Origin of the sequence: Aeromonas sp. R10-1 (assembly GCF_040908465.1) — a bacterium.
Classification (GTDB): Bacteria; Pseudomonadota; Gammaproteobacteria; order Enterobacterales; family Aeromonadaceae; genus Aeromonas; species Aeromonas caviae.
Window position 1 is genome coordinate 127,104 of sequence record NZ_JBFODT010000023.1, and the last position, 18,319, is coordinate 145,422.

Genomic DNA, 18,319 nt, shown 5'->3' on the forward strand with positions numbered 1-18,319 from the left:
TTACCTCTTTTTCTCGAGTATCAACGTGGCAAAACAGATCCAAGCTATTCGCGGTATGAATGATTGCCTGCCGGAGCAGAGCCCGGTATGGCAGAAAGTAGAACAGATCCTGCGCCAGGTCGTGGCCAGCTATGGCTACAGCGAAGTGCGCATGCCCATCGTCGAGCAGACCCATCTGTTCAAGCGTGCCATCGGTGAAGTGACCGACGTGGTCGAAAAAGAGATGTACACCTTTGAAGACCGCAACGGCGACAGCCTGAGCCTGCGTCCGGAAGGGACCGCCAGTTGCGTGCGTGCCGGCATCGAGCACGGTCTGCTTTACAACCAGGAACGCCGGATGTGGTACATGGGCCCCATGTTCCGTCACGAGCGTCCCCAGAAAGGTCGCTATCGCCAGTTCCACCAGTTCGGGGTCGAGCTGTTCGGCATCAACGGGCCGGACATCGATGCCGAGCTCATCATGCTGACTCACCGCCTGTGGCGTCTGTTCGGCATCAGCGATCACGTGACCCTGCAGCTCAATACCCTCGGCCAGAGCAGCGAACGTGCCGCCTATCGCGATGCCCTGGTCGCCTATCTGGAACAGTACAAGAGCGAGTTGGACGAAGAGAGCCAGCGCCGTATGTACAGCAACCCCCTGCGGGTGCTCGATTCCAAGGACGAAAAAGTGCAGGCCATCCTGGCGGGTGCCCCCCGTCTGTTCGACCACCTGGGCGAAGAGAGCCTGGCTCACTTCGAAGGGCTCAAGCGCCTGCTCACGGCGGCCGGCATCCAGTTCGAGGTGAACGAGCGTCTGGTGCGCGGCCTCGACTACTACAACCTGACCGTGTTCGAGTGGGTGACCAACAGCCTGGGAGCCCAGGGCACCGTCTGTGCCGGTGGTCGCTACGACGGCCTGGTGGAGCAGCTCGGTGGCCAGCCGACCCCGGCGGTGGGCTTTGCCATGGGCATGGAGCGTCTGGTGCTGATGCTTGAAACTCTCGAGCTCAATGCTGACATCCGCCCGGCGGTGGATGTCTATCTCTGCATGGTGGGTGAGGGGACCGAGCAGGCTGGCTTTGCACTGGCCGAGCGCCTGCGCGATGCCCTGCCGGACTTGCGCCTCATGAGCCACTGCGGCGGCGGCAACTTCAAGAAACAACTCAAGCGTGCCGACAAGAGCGGCGCGGCCATTGCCCTGATCCTTGGGGAGACCGAGGTGCAAAGCGGGGAGATCACCATCAAATATCTGCGTGGCCAGGCCGAGCAACAGACCGTCTCGGTCGATGCCGCCATTGCCCTGCTGGCAGCGAAAGGAGAGTAAGCTGTGGAAGTGTATACCACTGAAGAACAACAGGTTGAGGTCATCAAGAGCTGGTGGAAAGAGAACGGCACCTCGGTGATCGCCGGGACCGTGATCGGTTTGGTCGGCCTCTTTGGCTGGCGCTACTACAACGAGATGCAGCAGAACAACCAGGAAGCCGCCTCCCAGGCTTACAACGAGATGACCGCCCAGCTCGCCAAGGGGGACGACGCCGCCCTGGAGCAGGCAAAGAGTTTCATTACCGCTCACAAGGGTGACGCCTATGCCGAGCTGGCTGCCCTGCAACTGGCCGCGGCCGCCGTCAAGGCGGGCAAGCTGGAGCTGGCTGCCGAGCAGCTGACCCAGGTGGCCGCCAGTGGCGATGACAGCATCAAGCCCATCGCCGCCCTGCGTCTGGCCCGGGTCCTGAGCGATCAGGGCAAGGCTGACGAGGCCCTGGCCCAGCTTGGCAAGATCAACAACGACGCCTTCAAGGCCCAGGTGGCGGAAGTGCGCGGCGACATCCTGCAAAAGCAGGGCAAGGCCGAAGAAGCGCGCGATGCCTATCAGGCGGCGGCGGATGCCGGCGGCCTGCAGAGCAGCGCCGAACTCAAGCTGAAGATGGATGATCTGGCGCTGCCAGCCGTCACTGCGGGCGAGGCTCCGGATGCGTAATCTGTACAAGCGAATGGCGCTGGGGGTGGCTGTCTCCTTCGCCTTGCAGGGCTGCTCCCTGTTCAGTTCGGAAGAAGATCTCAACCCCATGGCACCCCTGCCCAAGGTCGAGTCCGCGTTCACTGCCGATACAGCATGGTCCTCCTCGGTCGGGGATGGCATCGGCGACTTCTACTCCCAGCTCAAGCCGGTGGTGGAAGATGACCGCATTTATGCAGCGGCCCGCGATGGCGATGTGACTGCATTCGAGCGCGAGAGCGGCAAGGAGCTGTGGAGCGTGGATCTGGCAGATCTGCCCATCAACGCCGACAAGCGCAGTGCCCGTCTCTCCGGTGGTCTGGTCTCTCGCTACGGCAAGCTGTTCCTCGGGTCCGAAAACGGGGTGGTCTACGCCCTGAACGAGGCCAACGGCGAAGTGCTGTGGCAGACCACTGTACCTGGGGAAGTGGTGGCGAGCCCCGCCGTCGAGGATGGCCGCGTGGTGGTGCTGACCACCTCCGGTCGCCTGGTGGCGCTCGATACCGATGAGGGCAAGCTGCAGTGGACCCTGTCCGAAGAGCAGCCGCCCCTGACCCTGCGCAGTGCCGGCGCCCCCATCATCACCAACGGTGCCGTCATCTATGGCCGCGCCGATGGCAAGGTGGGCATCGCCCTGCTGAGCAACGGCCAGCCGGTGCGTCAATCCAAGGTGGCTGACCCGCGCGGCGCCACCGAACTGGATCGGATGGTGGACGTCGATGCCAGCCCGCTGATTGCCGGTGATGAGCTCTACGCCATCGCCTACAACGGCCAGTTGATGGCGCGCAAGCTGATGAGCGGCGACGAAGTGTGGAAGCGCAAGTATTCCGGTTATCGCGATATGGCGGTGACCGGCAATGCCATCGTGCTGACCGACAGCCGCAGCCATCTGTTTGCGGTCGATCGTCGCAACGGTCTCGAGCTGTGGTCCAACACCCAGCTGGAAAACCGCACCGTGACCGCCCCCGTCATCCTGGGTGACTATGTGGTGGTCGGCGATGTGGAAGGTTACCTGTATTGGCTGGACCGTACCGACGGGACCATCAAGGCCATGCAGCAGCTCGACAGCAGTGGTCTCTATGCCGCTCCGCTGGTGGAGGGTGACACCCTGTATGTGCAGAGCCGTGACGGCAAGTTGTACGCCCTCAAGCGTCCTTGATCGTCCGATAATGTGAATATCCGGCTCCTGGTCTTCGGACCCGGAGCCTTTGTCGTCTTGAGAATGAGGCTTTTATGACTCCTGTAGTTGCCCTGGTGGGCCGCCCCAACGTGGGGAAATCCACCCTGTTTAACCGCCTGACCCGTACCCGGGATGCCCTGGTTGCCGACTTCCCCGGCCTGACCCGGGACCGCAAATATGGCCAGGCGAAGCTGGGCGAGCTGGAATTTATCGTGGTCGATACCGGCGGTATCGATGGCACCGAGGAGGGGATCGAGCTGAAGATGGCCGAGCAGTCCCTGCTGGCCATCGAAGAGGCCGATGTGGTGCTCTTCATGGTGGATGCCCGTGCCGGTCTCACCGCGGCGGATCAGGCCATCGCCGAGCACCTGCGCAAGACCCACAAGAAGGTGTTTCTGGTGGCCAACAAGACCGACGGCATCGACGGTGACTCCGCGGTGTCCGAGTTCTACGGTCTGGCCCTGGGCGAGGTCTACCAGATGGCGGCCGCCCACGGCCGTGGCGTACTGAGCCTGCTGGAGCTGGCCTTGGCCCCCCACCTCGAGACCCTGGTCGGCTCTGCCACCGAGGCACAAGAGGAAGAGGAGCTGGAGGAGTTCGACGAAGAGGCCCTGCTGCGCATGGTGGCTGCCGGTGAGCTCGACACCCGGGAAGACACCAAGGAGACGCCGTTCGCCGACCTGCCCATCAAATTTGCTATCGTCGGTCGTCCCAACGTCGGCAAGTCGACCCTGACCAACCGCATGCTGGGTGAAGATCGGGTCATCGTCTACGACATGCCGGGTACCACCCGCGACTCCGTCTACATCCCCATGGAGCGCGACGATCAGAAATACGTGGTCATCGACACCGCCGGCGTGCGTCGCCGTGGCAAGGTGCACGAGACGGTGGAGAAGTTCTCCGTCATCAAGACGCTCAAGGCGATTGAAGATGCCAACGTCTGCCTGCTGGTCATTGACGCCCGGGAGACCATCACGGATCAGGACTTGAGCATCCTCGGCTTCGTGCTCAACAGCGGCCGCTCCGTGGTACTGGTGGTCAACAAGTGGGACGGCCTGGATCAGAAGGTGAAAGAGGACGTCAAGAACGAGCTGGACAGACGTCTGGGCTTCATCGACTTCGCCCGGGTGCACTTCATTTCCGCCCTGCACGGCAGTGGCGTCGGTCACCTGTTCGAATCCATCAACGAGGCTTACGAGTCCGCGACTCGCCGCACCAGCACCGCCATGCTGACCCGCATCATGCAGATGGCCCAGGAAGATCACCAGCCGCCCATGGTGAATGGTCGCCGGGTCAAGCTGAAGTATGCCCACGCCGGTGGCTACAACCCGCCGCGCATCGTGATCCACGGCAACCAGTTGAATGACCTGCCGGACTCCTACAAGCGCTACCTAATCAACTACTTCCGCAAGTCGTTGAAGATCATGGGGACGCCGATCCGGGTGGAGTTCCAGGAGTCGGTCAACCCGTTCGAGGGCAAGAAGAACACCCTGACCCTGAGCCAGGAACGCCAGCGCAAGCGCCTGCTCAAGGCCAAAGCGAAGAAATAAAGCCCTGCGGCTGCCCTTACCGGCAGCCGTTTTTCTTGATGGCCCTCCTCAAGGCAGACAAACCAGGGGAGGGGCTGCGAGTGACGCCGGTGCACAGTGACGTAAAGAGGAGTCGAGAAGAGAATGAACACGCTGACCTGCCCTGCCTGTCAGGGCGAACTGGACAGCCGCAGCCGCGAGACGACGTGTGGCCAGTGTCAGGCCCGTTATCGCATCCGGGCCCTGTGTCCTGCCTGCGGGCAGGAGCTGGAGCGGCTTCGGGCTTGCGGCGCGGTAGATTATTTTTGCAACCACTGCAACACCCTGGTCTCCAAGCGCACCGTTCTGTTTGAGGCGCAGCCTGACAAGGCATAAAAAAACCCGGCTGATGCCGGGTTTATACTGTGTGCTCCGCTATCAGCAGCGTGAAGGAGCGGTTTCTGTGCCAGATCTTGCGTTTCATGTCGGCCAGCTTGAGCTTGCGTCTCGGGCTCCAGGCACATTTGGTTTTTCGGGCCAATGTGGCTCTTCTGCGTGCTCGCATCCTGTTCTCCTCCCTGGTCTTGCGTGGGGCCGAAAGGGCCCTTGGCAGGAACTGCAACGCAATGAATACATTGCAATAAGTTCGCTCCAGCGCCCCTCGTATACCCAAGGATGGTAACAGAGAACAGGGCAGGAAAACACACCCCTGGCGAGGCTAGGGGGTGATGATCTGTTTGACCACTTCGGCGATGATGGCCGGACGCTGTGCCGGCACGTCCGGCTCGCTGCTGTCGTCCTCGTCCAGCTCCTCCCGACGATGGGCCTTCTGCTGTTCGTTGTCGAGCCAGAGCAGGCTCTGGTAGTACTGGCGCACGTTGTTGACATAGTTGCGCGCCTCGCCGCCACGGGCATAGCCATAGCGCACCTTGCGATGCCAGCGTGACTGCTGCAACAGGGGCAGCACTTCTTTCACGTCGCTCCAGGCGTCCGGGTTCTTGCCCAGCTCCTTGGTCAGGCGGCGGGCATCCATCATGTGGCCGTAGCCGATGTTGTAGGCGGTGAGGGCAAACCACACTTTCTCGTCCGCCGGGACCGAGTCGGGCACCTTCGCCATCATCTCCTGCAGGTAGCGGGCGCCCCCTTTGATGCTCTCTTCCGGGTGGGTGCGATCGTTTACCCCCATCGCCTTGGCGGTCGGGCCGGTGAGCATCATCATGCCGCGCACCCCGGTGTAGGAGCGTGCCTGGGGATCCCAGTGGGATTCCTGATAGCTGATGGCGGCCAGCAGCCGCCAGTCGATATCCTTGGCGTGGGTCTGGAACAGCGCCTGGTACTTGGGCAGCAGGCTCTTGGCCCGTTGCAGGAAGGTACGGGTGTCGACGAAGTCGAAATTCTGCACGTGGCCGAAGTACTTCTCGTCGAGCTTGGCGATGGCGCCATCCATGAAGCGCTGACCGAAGAAGTCGATGATGCTGGCGTAGAGGCTGTCGTCGGGCAGCTTGGTCATGGCCCAGGCCACGGTCTGCTTGCTGGCGAGGGTCAAGCCCTCGGTGAGTTCGGGGTAGTAGCGCTGGGTACGGGCCAGTATGGTGTCCTGCACCACCGTGTAGTCCACCTTGCCGTCGGCCACCTGCTTGAGCAGCTCTTCCACGTCCGCATCCCGATTGGTGCTCCACTTCAGGTTGGGGTATTGCTTGGCCAGCTCCTTCATCAGGTCCTCGCCGGTGGAGCCCGCCGGCACCACTATGCTGCCCTTGATGTCACCGAGGTTCTTGGGCCTGGGGGAGCCGTTGCGATAGACCAGCTTGGGGGAGACCTGGTAGAAGCCGGGGCCGAAGCGGAACAGCTTGCGCCGCTCCGGGGTCACGACGATGGCGGCGGCGGCGAGATCCAGCTTGCCCTTTTGCAGTTGCTCGACCAGCTCGGCGGTGCTGTAGGCCGGTACTATGGTCAGCTTGACCCCCAGCCAGTCGGCGTAAAGCTGCGCCAGCTCGTAGTCGAACCCCAGTGCGGTGTCGTCACGCTGGTAATAGGAAGTGGGGCCATAGAGGGTGCCAACCCGGATCTCGCCTCGCTGGCGGATCTGCTCCAGTTGGCTGGAGGGGTGGTAGAAGTCGCAACCGGCCAGGGCCAGCGTCAACATCATCCCGATGAACAGTCGAAAAATGCAGCGCAAGTAGGTGAGTACCCTTGTTGAAAAAAACGGCATTTGTCAAAAAAGAGGCACCTTTATACCAGAGAGTATGAAGGGAGTCACACCGCGCGAGATGAGAAAAACGTTTGTTCAGGATGGGCCTGATCCCTATAATACGCGCGTCTCAAATCCCCCCACACTCTAAAACTTGGTGAGAAAGGTATATGGAAATCTTGCGTGGTGCCCCAGCACTGTCTGAGTTTCGTGTCCACAAGCTGCTGCAGAGCTGCGCACAGAGAGGAGTAGAGATAGCAAGCGTCTATGCGGAATACGTGCATTTTGCCGAGCTGACGAGCCCGCTGTCGCCCCCCGAGCGAGCGACCTTGGGCCAGCTTCTGCGCTACGGCCCGACCATCCCGGAACACACCCCCAGCGGTCAGCTGTTCCTCGTTACCCCCCGCCCCGGCACTATCTCCCCCTGGTCTTCCAAAGCAACCGACATCGCCCACAACTGCGGCCTGAAACAGGTCAAGCGGCTGGAGCGCGGCATTGCCTATTACGTGCAGGCCAAGGGTGAGCTGAGCGTGGCCCAGCGTAGCGAGATCGCGGCCCTGCTGCACGATCGCATGATGGAAGTGGTCTTTGCCGAGATGAACGAGGCCGCCGCCCTGTTTGCTCACCACGAGCCGCGCCCCTTTACCCAGGTAGATGTGCTGGGTGGTGGTCGCGCCGCCCTGGAAGAGGCCAACGTGACCCTGGGTCTGGCCCTGGCCGATGACGAAATAGATTACCTGGTGACCAACTTCACCCGGCTGGGTCGCAATCCCAACGACATCGAACTCTACATGTTTGCCCAGGCAAACTCCGAGCACTGCCGCCACAAGATCTTCAACGCCGACTGGACCATCGACGGTGAGCAGCAGCCCAAGTCGCTGTTCAAGATGATCAAGAACACCTTCGAGCAGACGCCGGATCATGTCCTGTCTGCCTATAAAGACAACGCCGCCGTGATGGAAGGGAGCCAGGGTGGCCGCTTCTTCCCGAGCCCCGCCAACGGCGAATACCAGTACCACCAGGAGCAGGTCGACATCCTGATGAAGGTGGAGACCCACAACCACCCGACCGCCATCTCCCCCTTCCCGGGCGCCGCTACCGGCTCCGGCGGCGAAATCCGCGACGAGGGTGCGACAGGCCGTGGCGCCAAGCCCAAGGCCGGCCTGGTGGGCTTCTCCGTCTCCAACTTGCGCATCCCCGGTTTCGAGCAGCCCTGGGAGCAGGATTTCGGCAAGCCGAGCCGCATCGTCAGCGCCTTTGACATCATGCAGGAGGGGCCGCTTGGCGGGGCGGCGTTTAACAACGAGTTCGGCCGTCCGGCCATTCTCGGTTACTTCCGTACCTTCGAAGAGGAGGTGCCGAGCCACAACGGCGTCGAGGTGCGTGGCTACCACAAACCCATCATGCTGGCGGGCGGCATCGGCAACATCCGAAGCGAACACGTCCAGAAAGGGGAGATCCCGGTAGGGGCGGCCCTCATCGTGCTGGGTGGCCCGGCCATGAACATCGGTCTGGGCGGCGGCGCCGCATCCTCCATGGCCTCCGGTCAGTCGGCGGAAGATCTCGACTTTGCCTCGGTGCAGCGTGACAACCCCGAGATGGAGCGCCGCTGCCAGGAGGTGATCGATCGCTGCTGGCAGCTGGGGGACGACAACCCTATCGTCTTCATTCACGACGTGGGGGCCGGTGGTCTCTCCAACGCCATGCCGGAGCTGGTGAGCGACGGCGATCGCGGCGGTCGCTTCGATTTGCGTGCCATCCCGAACGACGAGCCGGGCATGAGCCCGCTCGAGATCTGGTGCAACGAATCCCAGGAGCGCTACGTACTGGCGGTGGCCAAAGAGAAGCTGCCGCTGTTCAAGGCGTTGTGCGAGCGTGAGCGTGCACCCTATGCCGTCATCGGCAGCGCCACCGAAGAGAAACACCTGACCCTATCCGACCAGCACTTTGACAACCACCCCATCGATCTGCCGCTGGACGTGCTACTGGGCAAGACCCCCAAGATGCACCGCGACGTAGCGAGTCTGCCGGCCCAGGGCAAGGCACTGCAACTGGATGGCATCACCCTCGGCGACGCCGCCGAGCGGGTATTGCGTCTGCCGACCGTGGCGGAGAAATCCTTCCTCATCACCATCGGCGATCGCAGCGTGACCGGTCTGGTCAACCGCGACCAGATGGTCGGCCCCTGGCAGATCCCGGTGGCCGACTGCGCCGTCACCGCCGCCACCTACGACAGCTACCACGGTGAAGCCATGTCCATGGGCGAGCGCACCCCGGTGGCGCTGCTCTCTCATGCGGCTTCCGCTCGTATGGCGGTGGCCGAGGCCCTGACCAACCTGGCGCCGGCCCACATCGGGTCGCTCAAGCGGGTCAAGCTCTCCGCCAACTGGATGGCCGCAGCCGGTCACCCGGGCGAAGATGCCGGCCTCTACGAGGCGGTCAAGGCGGTGGGCGAGGAGCTCTGCCCGGCCCTTGGCATCACCATCCCGGTGGGCAAGGACTCCATGTCCATGAAGACCCGCTGGCAGCAGGATGGCGAGTCGCGATGCGTCACCTCGCCGCTCTCCCTGCTCATCTCGGCCTTTGCCCGGGTGGAGGATGTGCGCAACACTGTCACCCCGCAACTGCGCAGCGATCTTGGTGAAACCGACCTTATCCTCATCGACCTTGGCAACGGCAAGCAGCGCCTCGGTGCCTCCGCCCTGGCTCAGGTCTATCGCCAGCTGGGTGACAAGGCGCCGGACCTGGACAACCCGGTCCAGCTCAAGGGCTTCTTCAACGCCATTCAGGCACTGGTGGCCGATCGCAAGCTGATCGCCTATCACGACCGCTCCGACGGTGGCCTCTTCGTCACCCTGGTGGAGATGGCCTTCGCCGGTCACTGTGGCCTCGACCTGCAACTGGATCGCATCGGCGGCGACCTGCTGCCGGCCCTGTTCAACGAAGAGCTGGGGGCCGTCATCCAGGTACGCCGTGAAGACAAGGAAGCGGTGATGACCCTGCTGGCCGGTCACGGTCTGGCGGCCTGCTCCCACGTGCTCGGCACGGTGCGCGAGGGGGATCTCATCACCCTGCAGCGGGCTGGTCAGGAGGTCTATCGCGCCAGCCGCACTGCCCTGCGTACCATCTGGGGCGAGACCAGCTGGCAGATGCAGCGCCTGCGCGACAACCCCGAGTGCGCGGATCAGGAGCATGCCGCCCGTCAGGACGCAGCCGATCCGGGTCTGCAGGCCAGGCTCAGCTACAACCCGGCCGAGGACGTGGCGGCGCCCTATATCGCCAAAGGTGTCTCCCCCCGTCTGGCGGTGCTGCGCGAGCAGGGGGTCAACTCCCACGTGGAGATGGCGGCAGCGTTTGACCGCGCCGGCTTCACCGCCGTCGACGTCCATATGAGCGACATCCTCAGTGGCCGCATCAAGCTGGAGCAGTTCCAGACCCTGGTGGCCTGTGGCGGCTTCTCCTACGGCGACGTGCTGGGGGCGGGCGAGGGCTGGGCCAAGTCCATCCTGTTCAACGAGGGCGCCCGCGAGCAGTTCCAGCGCTTCTTCGAGCGCGGCGATACCCTGTCGCTCGGTGTCTGCAACGGCTGCCAGATGATGTCCAACCTGCGCGAGCTGATCCCGGGCGCCGATCTGTGGCCGCGTTTCGTGCGCAACCGCTCCGAGCGCTTCGAGGCCCGCTTCAGCCTGGTGGAAGTACAGGAGTCCCCGTCCGCATTCTTCGCTGGCATGGCGGGCTCCATGATGCCCATCGCCGTCTCCCACGGGGAAGGGCGAGTGGAGGTGCGCGATGCCGCCCACCTGGCGGCGCTGCAAGCCAGCGGTCTGGTGGGGCTGCGTTTCGTGGACAACCGCGGTCAGGTGACCGAGCAGTATCCTGCCAACCCGAACGGCTCGCCGAACGGTATCACCGCCGTGACCACCACGGATGGCCGCGCCACCATAATGATGCCGCACCCGGAGCGGGTGTTCCGCACCGTGGCCAACTCCTGGCACCCGGACAACTGGGGAGAGGATGGCGCCTGGATGCGGATGTTCCGCAACGCCCGGGTTCGTCTGGGCTAAGCCTGCGACGCAAACAAAAACCGGCCCTTGTGGCCGGTTTTTTTTATGGCGACCTTCCCGCTAGGGGCGGCCGTGACCCAGTTCGTGGGGGATGAAGTCACCGCGATCGAGAATGCGCAGGCAGGCATCCACGACGGCTTCATCCAGTCGGGTGCCGCGCAGCTGGATGATATGGGCCCTGGCCTGGGGAATGCCGAGGGCGGCGCGGTAGGGGCGATCGGAGGACATGGACTCCACTATGTCGGCCACCGTGAGGATGCGGGCCTCCAGCAGGATCTGCTCGCCCTTGAGCCCGGCCGGGTAGCCGGAGCCATCGATGTACTCGTGGTGCTGGTGGATCATCTGGGCGATGGGCCAGGGCAGGGCGATATCCTTGAGCACCTGATAGCCGGCGCCCGGGTGCTCCTTGACCAGGTTGAACTCCTGGGGCGTGAGCCGCCCCGGCTTGGTGAGGATGTCGACCGGTACCTGGATCTTGCCGATGTCGTGCACCATGGCCCCCAGATAGAGTCCCCGCAATCGCTTCTCATCGAGCTGCAGCTCGCGACCTATGGCCAGCGCCAGGGTGGCGACGTGCTTCTGGTGGCCGGCGGTGTAGGGATCGCGCTGCTCCAGCACGGCGGCTATGGCGCCGAGGGCATCTTCCAGCGCCAGCTCCAGTTGGCGGGCATGCAGCATCTTGTCGCGCTGGGCGGTGAGGTAGGCCTGTTGGGTGCTGCGGGCCTGCAGGCCATAGGCAAGGTAGTCCGCCAGCTGGCTGAAGAGGTGCACCTCCTCGTCGGTGAAGGGGCGGGCCTGCTCGCTGTGAATGAGCAGGCCGCCGCGCCCGCCGGTGTGCCACTGCAGCGGCAGCAGCAGGCGGGCGCGCAGGGTGGCCGAATGATGTACCAGCTCGCAGGGGAGCGCCTCGTTGCACGGCATCTCTGTGCTGATGGCCTGGTGCAGGGCGGGATCCCGGGTCAGCCACTCGTCGCTGGCAAACCAGGTTGCGTTGCCCGCCTGCGCCAGCACCTGCAGGGTGTGCTGGTCAGGTTTTTCCTGCAGCACGGTGACGAGGGGGAAACGGCCGTCGAAGGTGATGGCGTCGCAGATCTCCTGCAGCAGCGTCTGCTCGTCGTCCGGTCTGAGCATGGCGTGATGGGCGCGGCCGATGGCCTCCAGGGTCCAGGTGTACTGTTGCAGCCGTTCTTGTTGCTGCTTCTTCTCGGTGATGTCATCGAAGAAGACGCCGACGCCGACCACCTGACCCAGCTCGTCGTGCAGGGGAAACTTGGTGGTGCTGAGCCAGCGGGCCTCGCCTCCCTTGAGATAAGGCTCCTCGTGGCGCTGGGTGGTGCCGCTGGCCATGACCCTGAGATCGTCGTCCCGATAGCGCTGGGCCAGCTCGGCCGGGAAGAAGTCGGCATCGCACTTGCCGACCAGTTCGGCCGGGCTGAGAGCGAGATCGTCTGCCAGCAGCCGGTTGCAGGCGATGAAGAGGGAGCGGGTATCCTTGAGCAGCACCCGGTAGGGCAGTTGATCCATCACCTGACCAAGCAGGGCGGCCGTGGACAGCGGGGTAAAGGGCGGTGCGGGTCTTGAACTCATCGTCATCCAGCCTCGGTCAAAGGGGGGCGAAGCGGTAGCCAGCCTGCCAGACGGCGAAGCAGGCGCTGACCACCTGTTCGTCGTAGTGGACACCGGCATAGCGGGTCAGCTCGGCGAAGGCATCGGTGAAGGAGAGGGCCCGCCGAAACGGACGGTGGGCGGTCATGGCCGCCAGGGAGTCGGCCACCCGGATGATGCGCGCCTCCAGGCAGATAGCATCCCCCTGCAATCCCTGCGGATAGCCACTGCCGTCCATGTTCTCATGGTGCTGCTGCACTATGGTGGCGATGGGCCAGGGGAAGTCTATCTGCTGCAGAATTTCACAGCCCGCCTGCGGGTGCAGCTTGATGAGCTCGAACTCCACCTCCCGCAATTCGCGGGGGCGGGTGAGGATCTCCGCCGGGATCTGCAGCAGACCGATGTTGTGCACCATGGCGGCGAGGCCCAGTCCATCCAGCCGATCCTGCGCGAGTTGCAGATGCTGGCCGATGGCCAGTGCCAGATCGTGCACGCGCCGCTCGTGGCCCGCGGTGCCGGGATCCTTGTGGGCGATGGCGGAGGAGAGCGCCGCTATGGTCTGGAACAGCAGGGTACGTTGCTGCTGCTCGCTCTCCTTGATGTGGGTGATGTCGACCAGGGCGCCTATGATGCCGGCCACCTCGCCCTGATGGTCGTAGAAGAGATCCTTGAAGTTGAGCACCTGATAGCGGCGGCCCTCTCGGTCAAACAGGGTGTGCTCGAAATATTGCGGCTGCCTGCTGCGCAGCACTTCCAGGTCGCGCTGGGTGTATTCGTCGGCCATCTCCGGGGGCAGGAGCTCGTCCACCCGCTTGCCCTGCAGCTCGGCCTTGCTGATGCCGGTGATCTGGGTGAAGGTCGGGTTGCAGCTGATGAAACGCCCCTCGACATCCTTGTAAAACACCGGAATGGGAATTGCCTTGAGCAGGGATTCGTTGAAGCGCTGCATATCGACCAGCTCCGCCTGCTGGCGCAGGGCCAGCTGCTCGCTGTCCCGGCACAGCTGGATGGCGCGGGCCAGGTTGCCGAGGATGGGGCTGAACAGGTGACAGAGCCGTTCCCCCTGCTGCTCCGGGTTGGGGGAGAGCAGCAGCATCAGATAGCCCCCCTCGATCCGCAGCCGGTAGGCAAAGGGGTAGGGGCGAGCAGCGGGCAGCGGCAGCGGGGCGCGCAGGATGCACTGCTCGCCGGCGCCGACCCAGTGGGGCAGCGCGAGCGGCTCTCCCTGATGGCTGACCAGCTGCTCATCCCCGATCGCCTTGATGATCTTGTACTCCCCCTGTGGCAACTGCTGCAGCACCAGCCCGACCGGGCAGGCACAGTGAAACAGAAAACGCTGCAGCACCTTGGTCAACAGGGCGTCCAGAGTGACCTCGCGGCCGATGCAGAGGGCAAGATCGCAGACGATGGCCATGGCGTGGTCGTTGTTCATCGTCGTCCCTCCCCGTTGCAGAGAATGGCACCGTTGTGAAACAGCGGATACTCCCCCGGCCGCAGGCTGCCAATCTCGCCAAGGGAGAGGGCGCCCACCAGCTCGTGGGCACCGCTGTGGCTGAAGAGGGTCTTCAGCTCCAGCGTGCTCTGCTCGCCGAAGTGCTGCTGACGGCCGGCGCAGTAGTAGATCTCGAGGCGCTCGGGGGCGCCGTGCCGGCTCAGCTTTTCGGCCAGCTCGATGGCGTGGGTGGTCGGGCTCTGCGGCGCCTTGAGCAGGGTGAGGATGCTGTGATCCGGCACCTCCCCGACGCAGAGCAGGGCCCCCTCGTCGGTGACGGCGACCGGGATGCGCACGATGACGTCGCCGTTGGCCCGCAGCAGCCCGAGCGGCAGGTGGACGCCGTACTGGTAGAACTGATCCGGCGTCAGGCGCTGCTGGAACTGTTGCTGGACTAGGGACTGGTAGCGACTGAAGGCCGGCTCCCAGTCGATGAAGGCAATCTTGTTGCCCTCGCTGCTGGTGGCCAGCATGGGCTGGGCGGTGAGCTGATAGCCGTGCTCGAGCAGGGGGTAGCTGTGATGGGGCAGCAGGGTGCAGCAGACCGCCTGTTCCAGCAGCCTGTGGTTGTCGAACAGGCAGGGCATGGGGCGGAACTGGCCGCTGCCGGCATTGACGCCGGCATAATTGACCCTGTCCGCGAGATGCAGATAGATCCCCTCGAGGAGGGAGGCGATGTTGGGGATCATGGCATCAAAGGTCAGAAAGAGGGTCGGTACGCCCGCGGCCTCTGGCCACTGCGCAAGCTGGGGGAGCAGCGCATCGCAAAGGGTGCGGGTCTGCTGGTCGGTGCTGGCGGCGGGATCGAGCGGGATGAGCAGAGGGGCGTGGGAGGCCGGGCGCGGCAGCAGCCAGGCGCCGCGTTCATGAAAGCCGTGACGGCTGATGAGGCGGGGAAAGAGTGCGCCGCTGAGCTGAATATCGAGCCGCCGGCACTGCTGCTGCAGCTCGGCCACGTGCCCGGCATCCTGCTCGGCCAGCAAGAGATCGAGCCGCTCCCCGCGATAGGGCTGCAGTGCATCGGCCAGTGGCTGCGCATCGAATGAAAGAAAAGCGGGCTGCATCATCCCTCGGAACTCCTTTCCTGCCAATGGCCAATATATCAGCAAGGCGGGCGAGGTGGATACCCGGTCGTGTCCGATAAGCGCTTATAAGCCGTTATAAAGGCAGATAAATTTGAGACAGCTGAGCGGACATCCCGCTCTGGGCAGATAAAAAAACCGGCCACTTGGGCCGGTTTTTGAAGTGGAGTAAAATCAGCGCAGCACCACGTTCTGGAAGCCCTGCACCAGGCTGATGACCGGCTGGGGATAGAGACCCAGTGCCACCACCAGTGCGGCGGAGAGCAGCACCACCAGACCACCGGAGGTGATGGCCCAGTCCCCCTTGGCGTCGCGCAGCTGCATGCCGGGCTCGCGCAGGTAGAGGGTGACCATGACCCGCAGGTAGTAATAGAGACCCAGGGCACTGCCGAGCACGATGGCGCCGGAGAGCCACCACAGCTTGGCATCGACGGTCACCCCGATCAGGTAAAACTTGCCGATGAAGCCGAGCGTCATGGGGATACCGGCCAGCGAGAGCATCATCACGGTCAGCACGGCGGTCAGGTAGGGGCGACGCCAGAACAGGCCGCGGTAGCTGTGCAGGGAGTCCGCATCCTTGCCGCGATAGGGGCTGGACATCATGCTGATGACGCCGAAGGCCCCCAGGCTGGTGAACAGGTACATCAGCAGATAGACGCCGGCCGCTTCCACCGGCATCTGGCCGAGACGGCTCGCCACGATCACCGCCAGCAGGTAGCCGAAGTGGGAGATGGAGGAGTAACCCATCATCCGCTTGATGTTGGTCTGCAGCAGGGCCAGCAGGTTGCCGATGACGATGGAGACTACCGCCATGGCGGCCAGCAGCCAGTGGATCATGGGATCCGCGGCGGCGGGCACCGCCAGGTAGAAGCGCAGCAGCACGCAGAACACGGCGATCTTGCTGACGGTGGCGAGGAAGGTGGCCACCGGCGCCGGCGCCCCTTCGTACACGTCCGGGGTCCAGAGGTGGAACGGTGCCAGAGAGAGCTTGAAGGCAAAGCCGACCAGCATCAGACCCAGACCGCCCATCAGCAGCGGGTGGTGGGCCGGGGTGGTGGCCAGGGTCAGCCCCAGATCGCTGAAGCTCAGGCTGCCGGCCTGGGCATAGAGCAGCGCCATACCGAACAGCAGGAAGGCGGTGGCGGCGGCGGAGAGCACCATGTACTTGATGCTGGCCTCCAGCGAGTGGCGCTCGCGATAGGCGTAGCCCACCAGACCGAACATCGGCAGGGTCAGCATCTCGATCCCGATGAACAGGGAGGCGAGGTGACGTGAGCCGGCCAGCACCAGGCCACCGGCGGTGGCGATCAGCAGCAGCAGGTAGAACTCTTCCCGGTTGTCCGGATAGCCCTTGAGCCAGGAGCGGCCGAAGGTACAGGTCGCCAAGGCACCGATGAGCACCAGCCCCATGTAGAAGACGGCGTAGCCATCGATCTGCAGCAGCGGGGTGACCCCCTGATCGCCTTGCGCCATCACGATGGGCAGGGAGAAGAGCGCCAGGTTGAGGCCGGCGATGGTGACCACGAAGGCGGTGTCATCGCACCGTTTCCAGGCGATGGCCAGCATCAGGGCCACCATGGCCCCGGTTGTCAGCAACAGGGGCAGCAGGGCCAGCAGTTGCGAAGCGGTGAAGGTCATTGCAGTGCTCCTGTAAGGGACAAGGAAGGCAACAGGGCCAGCGGTTTAACAGCGGTCACTCTCATTGCAATGCTCCTGCGAAGGGCAGGGCGTACCAGTGCAGCACGCTCAGCAGGCTGTTGCCCGCGGTGTCGAGCACAGGTTGGGGATAGACACCGAGCAGCACCAAAAGACCGGCGATGGTCATCATCATCACCAGCTCGCGGCTGTCGAGCCCCTTGAGGACGCTCTCGTCCTTGGGGGTACCGAAGCAGGCGCGTTGCAGCATGATGAGGGAGTAGACCGAGGCCAGCACCAGCCCGAAGGTGGCGATGATGGTGAGCACGGGGGCAACCTGGAAGCTGCCGATGAGGATCAGGAATTCGCCGACGAAGTTGCCGGTGCCCGGCATCCCCAGAGAGGCGACCGAGAAGAACAGCATCACGCCGGGCAGGTAGCGCAGACGACCCCACAGCCCGCCCATCAGGCGCAGGTCCCGGGTGTGCAGACGCTCGTAGAGCTGACCGCACAGAATGAAGAGGCCGGCGGCCGAGAGCCCGTGGGCAATCATCTGTACCACTGCCCCTTGCAGGGCGAGCTCGCTGCCCGAGTAGATGGCGATCATCACGAAGCCCATGTGGGAGATGCTGGTGTAGGCAACCAGCCGTTTGATGTCGGTCTGGGCAAAGGCCAGCAGGGCGCCATAGACGATGCCGATGAGGCCGAGCACCATGGCGTAGGGGGCAAACTCGGCGGACGCCTCGGGGAAGAGCGGCAGGGTAAAGCGCAGCAGGCCGTAGGCCGCGGTTTTCAGCAAGATGCCCGCGAGATCCACGGAGCCTGCGGTGGGCGCCTGGCTGTGGGCATCAGGGAGCCAGCCATGGAGCGGCACCAGGGGCATCTTGACCGCGAAGGCGATGAAGAAGCCCAGCATCAGCAGCCACTGTACCGTGCTGCTCATGGGGGTGTTGAGCAGTTCCTGATAGTTGAAGGTGAAGACACCGGTGGCGGCGTGGTGGGTCAGTACCAGGCCCAGGATGGCCACCAGCATGATGAGGCCGCTCGCCTGGGTGTAGATGAAGAACTTGGTGGCGGCGTTGATGCGCGACTTGCCATCGGTGACCGAGTGGCCCCAGAGCGCGATCAGGAAGTACATCGGCACCAGCATCATCTCCCAGAAGAAGAAGAAGAGGAACAGATCCACCGCCATGAAGACGCCGAGCACGCCCCCCAGGATCCACAGCAGGTTGAGGTGGAAGAAGCCGATGCGCTGGACGATCTCCTTCCAGGAACAGAGGATGGCCAGCACGCCGATGAAGCTGGTGAGGATCACCATCAGGAGCGACAGCCCGTCCACGGCGAGGTGCAGGGAGATGCCGAAGCGGGGGATCCAGGGTTGTTGCCACTCGGCTGCCCAGACGGGGAGGCCGGGGCTGGCGAGGGTGAAGTCACCACCGAGCCAGATGGCGCTGGAGAGCACCAGACAGGCGCTCATGGAGGCGAGGGCCACCCAGCGGACAAACTGTCCGCCGAGCCGCTCCATCTGCCAGCAGAGCAAGCCGCCGATGAAGGGAATTAGCAAGATCCAGAGTAAGGTCACGATAT

General features: G+C 63.8%; 12 protein-coding genes. 6 read left to right on the forward strand and 6 right to left on the reverse strand.

What is annotated here, in order from left to right:
• Positions 1 to 25: 25 nt before the first annotated feature.
• The 5 genes from hisS to AB5Y93_RS10990 all read left to right on the forward strand — a co-directional run bounded on the left by hisS (position 26) and on the right by AB5Y93_RS10990 (position 5,059).
• A complete protein-coding gene (gene hisS / locus AB5Y93_RS10970) occupies positions 26 to 1,303 on the forward strand; it encodes a histidine--tRNA ligase (RefSeq protein WP_039038721.1) in 1,278 nt (425 codons plus the stop codon).
• Between the two features lie 3 nt (positions 1,304 to 1,306).
• The gene (locus AB5Y93_RS10975; protein WP_368229334.1) at positions 1,307 to 1,957 is read left to right on the forward strand and encodes a YfgM family protein; all 651 of its coding nucleotides are present in this window, start codon (positions 1,307 to 1,309) and stop codon (positions 1,955 to 1,957) included.
• Complete coding sequence (bamB, locus tag AB5Y93_RS10980) at positions 1,950 to 3,134, forward strand: outer membrane protein assembly factor BamB (protein ID WP_368229335.1); 1,185 nt, start codon at positions 1,950 to 1,952, stop codon at positions 3,132 to 3,134. Before AB5Y93_RS10975 ends, bamB begins: the two co-directional genes overlap by 8 nt.
• 74 nt (positions 3,135 to 3,208) lie before the next feature.
• Positions 3,209 to 4,705 (forward strand): ribosome biogenesis GTPase Der, encoded by a 1,497-nt coding sequence (der, locus tag AB5Y93_RS10985; protein WP_010675045.1) that lies wholly within the window; start codon positions 3,209 to 3,211, stop codon positions 4,703 to 4,705.
• Positions 4,706 to 4,828: 123 nt separating this feature from the next.
• A complete protein-coding gene (locus AB5Y93_RS10990) occupies positions 4,829 to 5,059 on the forward strand; it encodes a zinc ribbon domain-containing protein (RefSeq protein WP_039038718.1) in 231 nt (76 codons plus the stop codon).
• 322 nt (positions 5,060 to 5,381) lie between these two features.
• On the opposite strand, the gene mltF is transcribed toward AB5Y93_RS10990, so the two are convergent.
• Entirely contained in the window at positions 5,382 to 6,875 is a 1,494-nt protein-coding gene (gene mltF, locus AB5Y93_RS10995; RefSeq protein ID WP_042880710.1) for a membrane-bound lytic murein transglycosylase MltF, read from the reverse strand.
• 149 nt (positions 6,876 to 7,024) lie between these two features.
• Here mltF and purL point away from each other — a divergent pair, with 149 nt between their 5' ends.
• Entirely contained in the window at positions 7,025 to 10,918 is a 3,894-nt protein-coding gene (purL, locus tag AB5Y93_RS11000; RefSeq protein WP_368229336.1) for a phosphoribosylformylglycinamidine synthase, read from the forward strand.
• A gap of 60 nt (positions 10,919 to 10,978) precedes the next feature.
• Here the strand turns inward: purL and AB5Y93_RS11005 are convergent, their stop codons facing one another.
• The 5 genes from AB5Y93_RS11005 to nuoM all read right to left on the reverse strand — a co-directional run bounded on the left by AB5Y93_RS11005 (position 10,979) and on the right by nuoM (position 18,314).
• Positions 10,979 to 12,505, reverse strand: coding sequence for an HD domain-containing phosphohydrolase (locus tag AB5Y93_RS11005; protein ID WP_368229337.1), 1,527 nt, complete (start codon positions 12,503 to 12,505; stop codon positions 10,979 to 10,981).
• Between the two features lie 16 nt (positions 12,506 to 12,521).
• Positions 12,522 to 13,955, reverse strand: a complete 1,434-nt coding sequence (locus AB5Y93_RS11010) for an HD domain-containing phosphohydrolase (protein ID WP_319906000.1) — start codon at positions 13,953 to 13,955, stop codon at positions 12,522 to 12,524.
• Entirely contained in the window at positions 13,952 to 15,082 is a 1,131-nt protein-coding gene (locus AB5Y93_RS11015; protein WP_319906001.1) for an FIST C-terminal domain-containing protein, read from the reverse strand. Before AB5Y93_RS11015 ends, AB5Y93_RS11010 begins: the two co-directional genes overlap by 4 nt.
• 189 nt (positions 15,083 to 15,271) lie before the next feature.
• Positions 15,272 to 16,735 carry an NADH-quinone oxidoreductase subunit NuoN gene (gene nuoN / locus AB5Y93_RS11020; protein WP_010634280.1) on the reverse strand — a complete coding sequence of 488 codons (1,464 nt, stop codon included), beginning with the start codon at positions 16,733 to 16,735 and terminating at the stop codon, positions 15,272 to 15,274.
• 61 nt (positions 16,736 to 16,796) lie between these two features.
• Entirely contained in the window at positions 16,797 to 18,314 is a 1,518-nt protein-coding gene (nuoM, locus tag AB5Y93_RS11025) for an NADH-quinone oxidoreductase subunit M (protein WP_368229382.1), read from the reverse strand.
• Positions 18,315 to 18,319 lie beyond the last annotated feature (5 nt).

Coding starts and splice junctions, on each gene's coding strand:
- AB5Y93_RS10990 (WP_039038718.1), top strand. CDS start 4,829: ATGAACACGCTGACCTGCCCTGCCTGTCAGGGCGAACTGGACAGCCGC.
- der (WP_010675045.1), top strand. CDS start 3,209: ATGACTCCTGTAGTTGCCCTGGTGGGCCGCCCCAACGTGGGGAAATCC.
- AB5Y93_RS11015 (WP_319906001.1), bottom strand. CDS start 15,082: ATGATGCAGCCCGCTTTTCTTTCATTCGATGCGCAGCCACTGGCCGAT.
- mltF (WP_042880710.1), bottom strand. CDS start 6,875: ATGCCGTTTTTTTCAACAAGGGTACTCACCTACTTGCGCTGCATTTTT.
- bamB (WP_368229335.1), top strand. CDS start 1,950: ATGCGTAATCTGTACAAGCGAATGGCGCTGGGGGTGGCTGTCTCCTTC.
- nuoN (WP_010634280.1), bottom strand. CDS start 16,735: ATGACCTTCACCGCTTCGCAACTGCTGGCCCTGCTGCCCCTGTTGCTG.
- purL (WP_368229336.1), top strand. CDS start 7,025: ATGGAAATCTTGCGTGGTGCCCCAGCACTGTCTGAGTTTCGTGTCCAC.
- AB5Y93_RS11010 (WP_319906000.1), bottom strand. CDS start 13,955: ATGAACAACGACCACGCCATGGCCATCGTCTGCGATCTTGCCCTCTGC.
- AB5Y93_RS11005 (WP_368229337.1), bottom strand. CDS start 12,505: ATGAGTTCAAGACCCGCACCGCCCTTTACCCCGCTGTCCACGGCCGCC.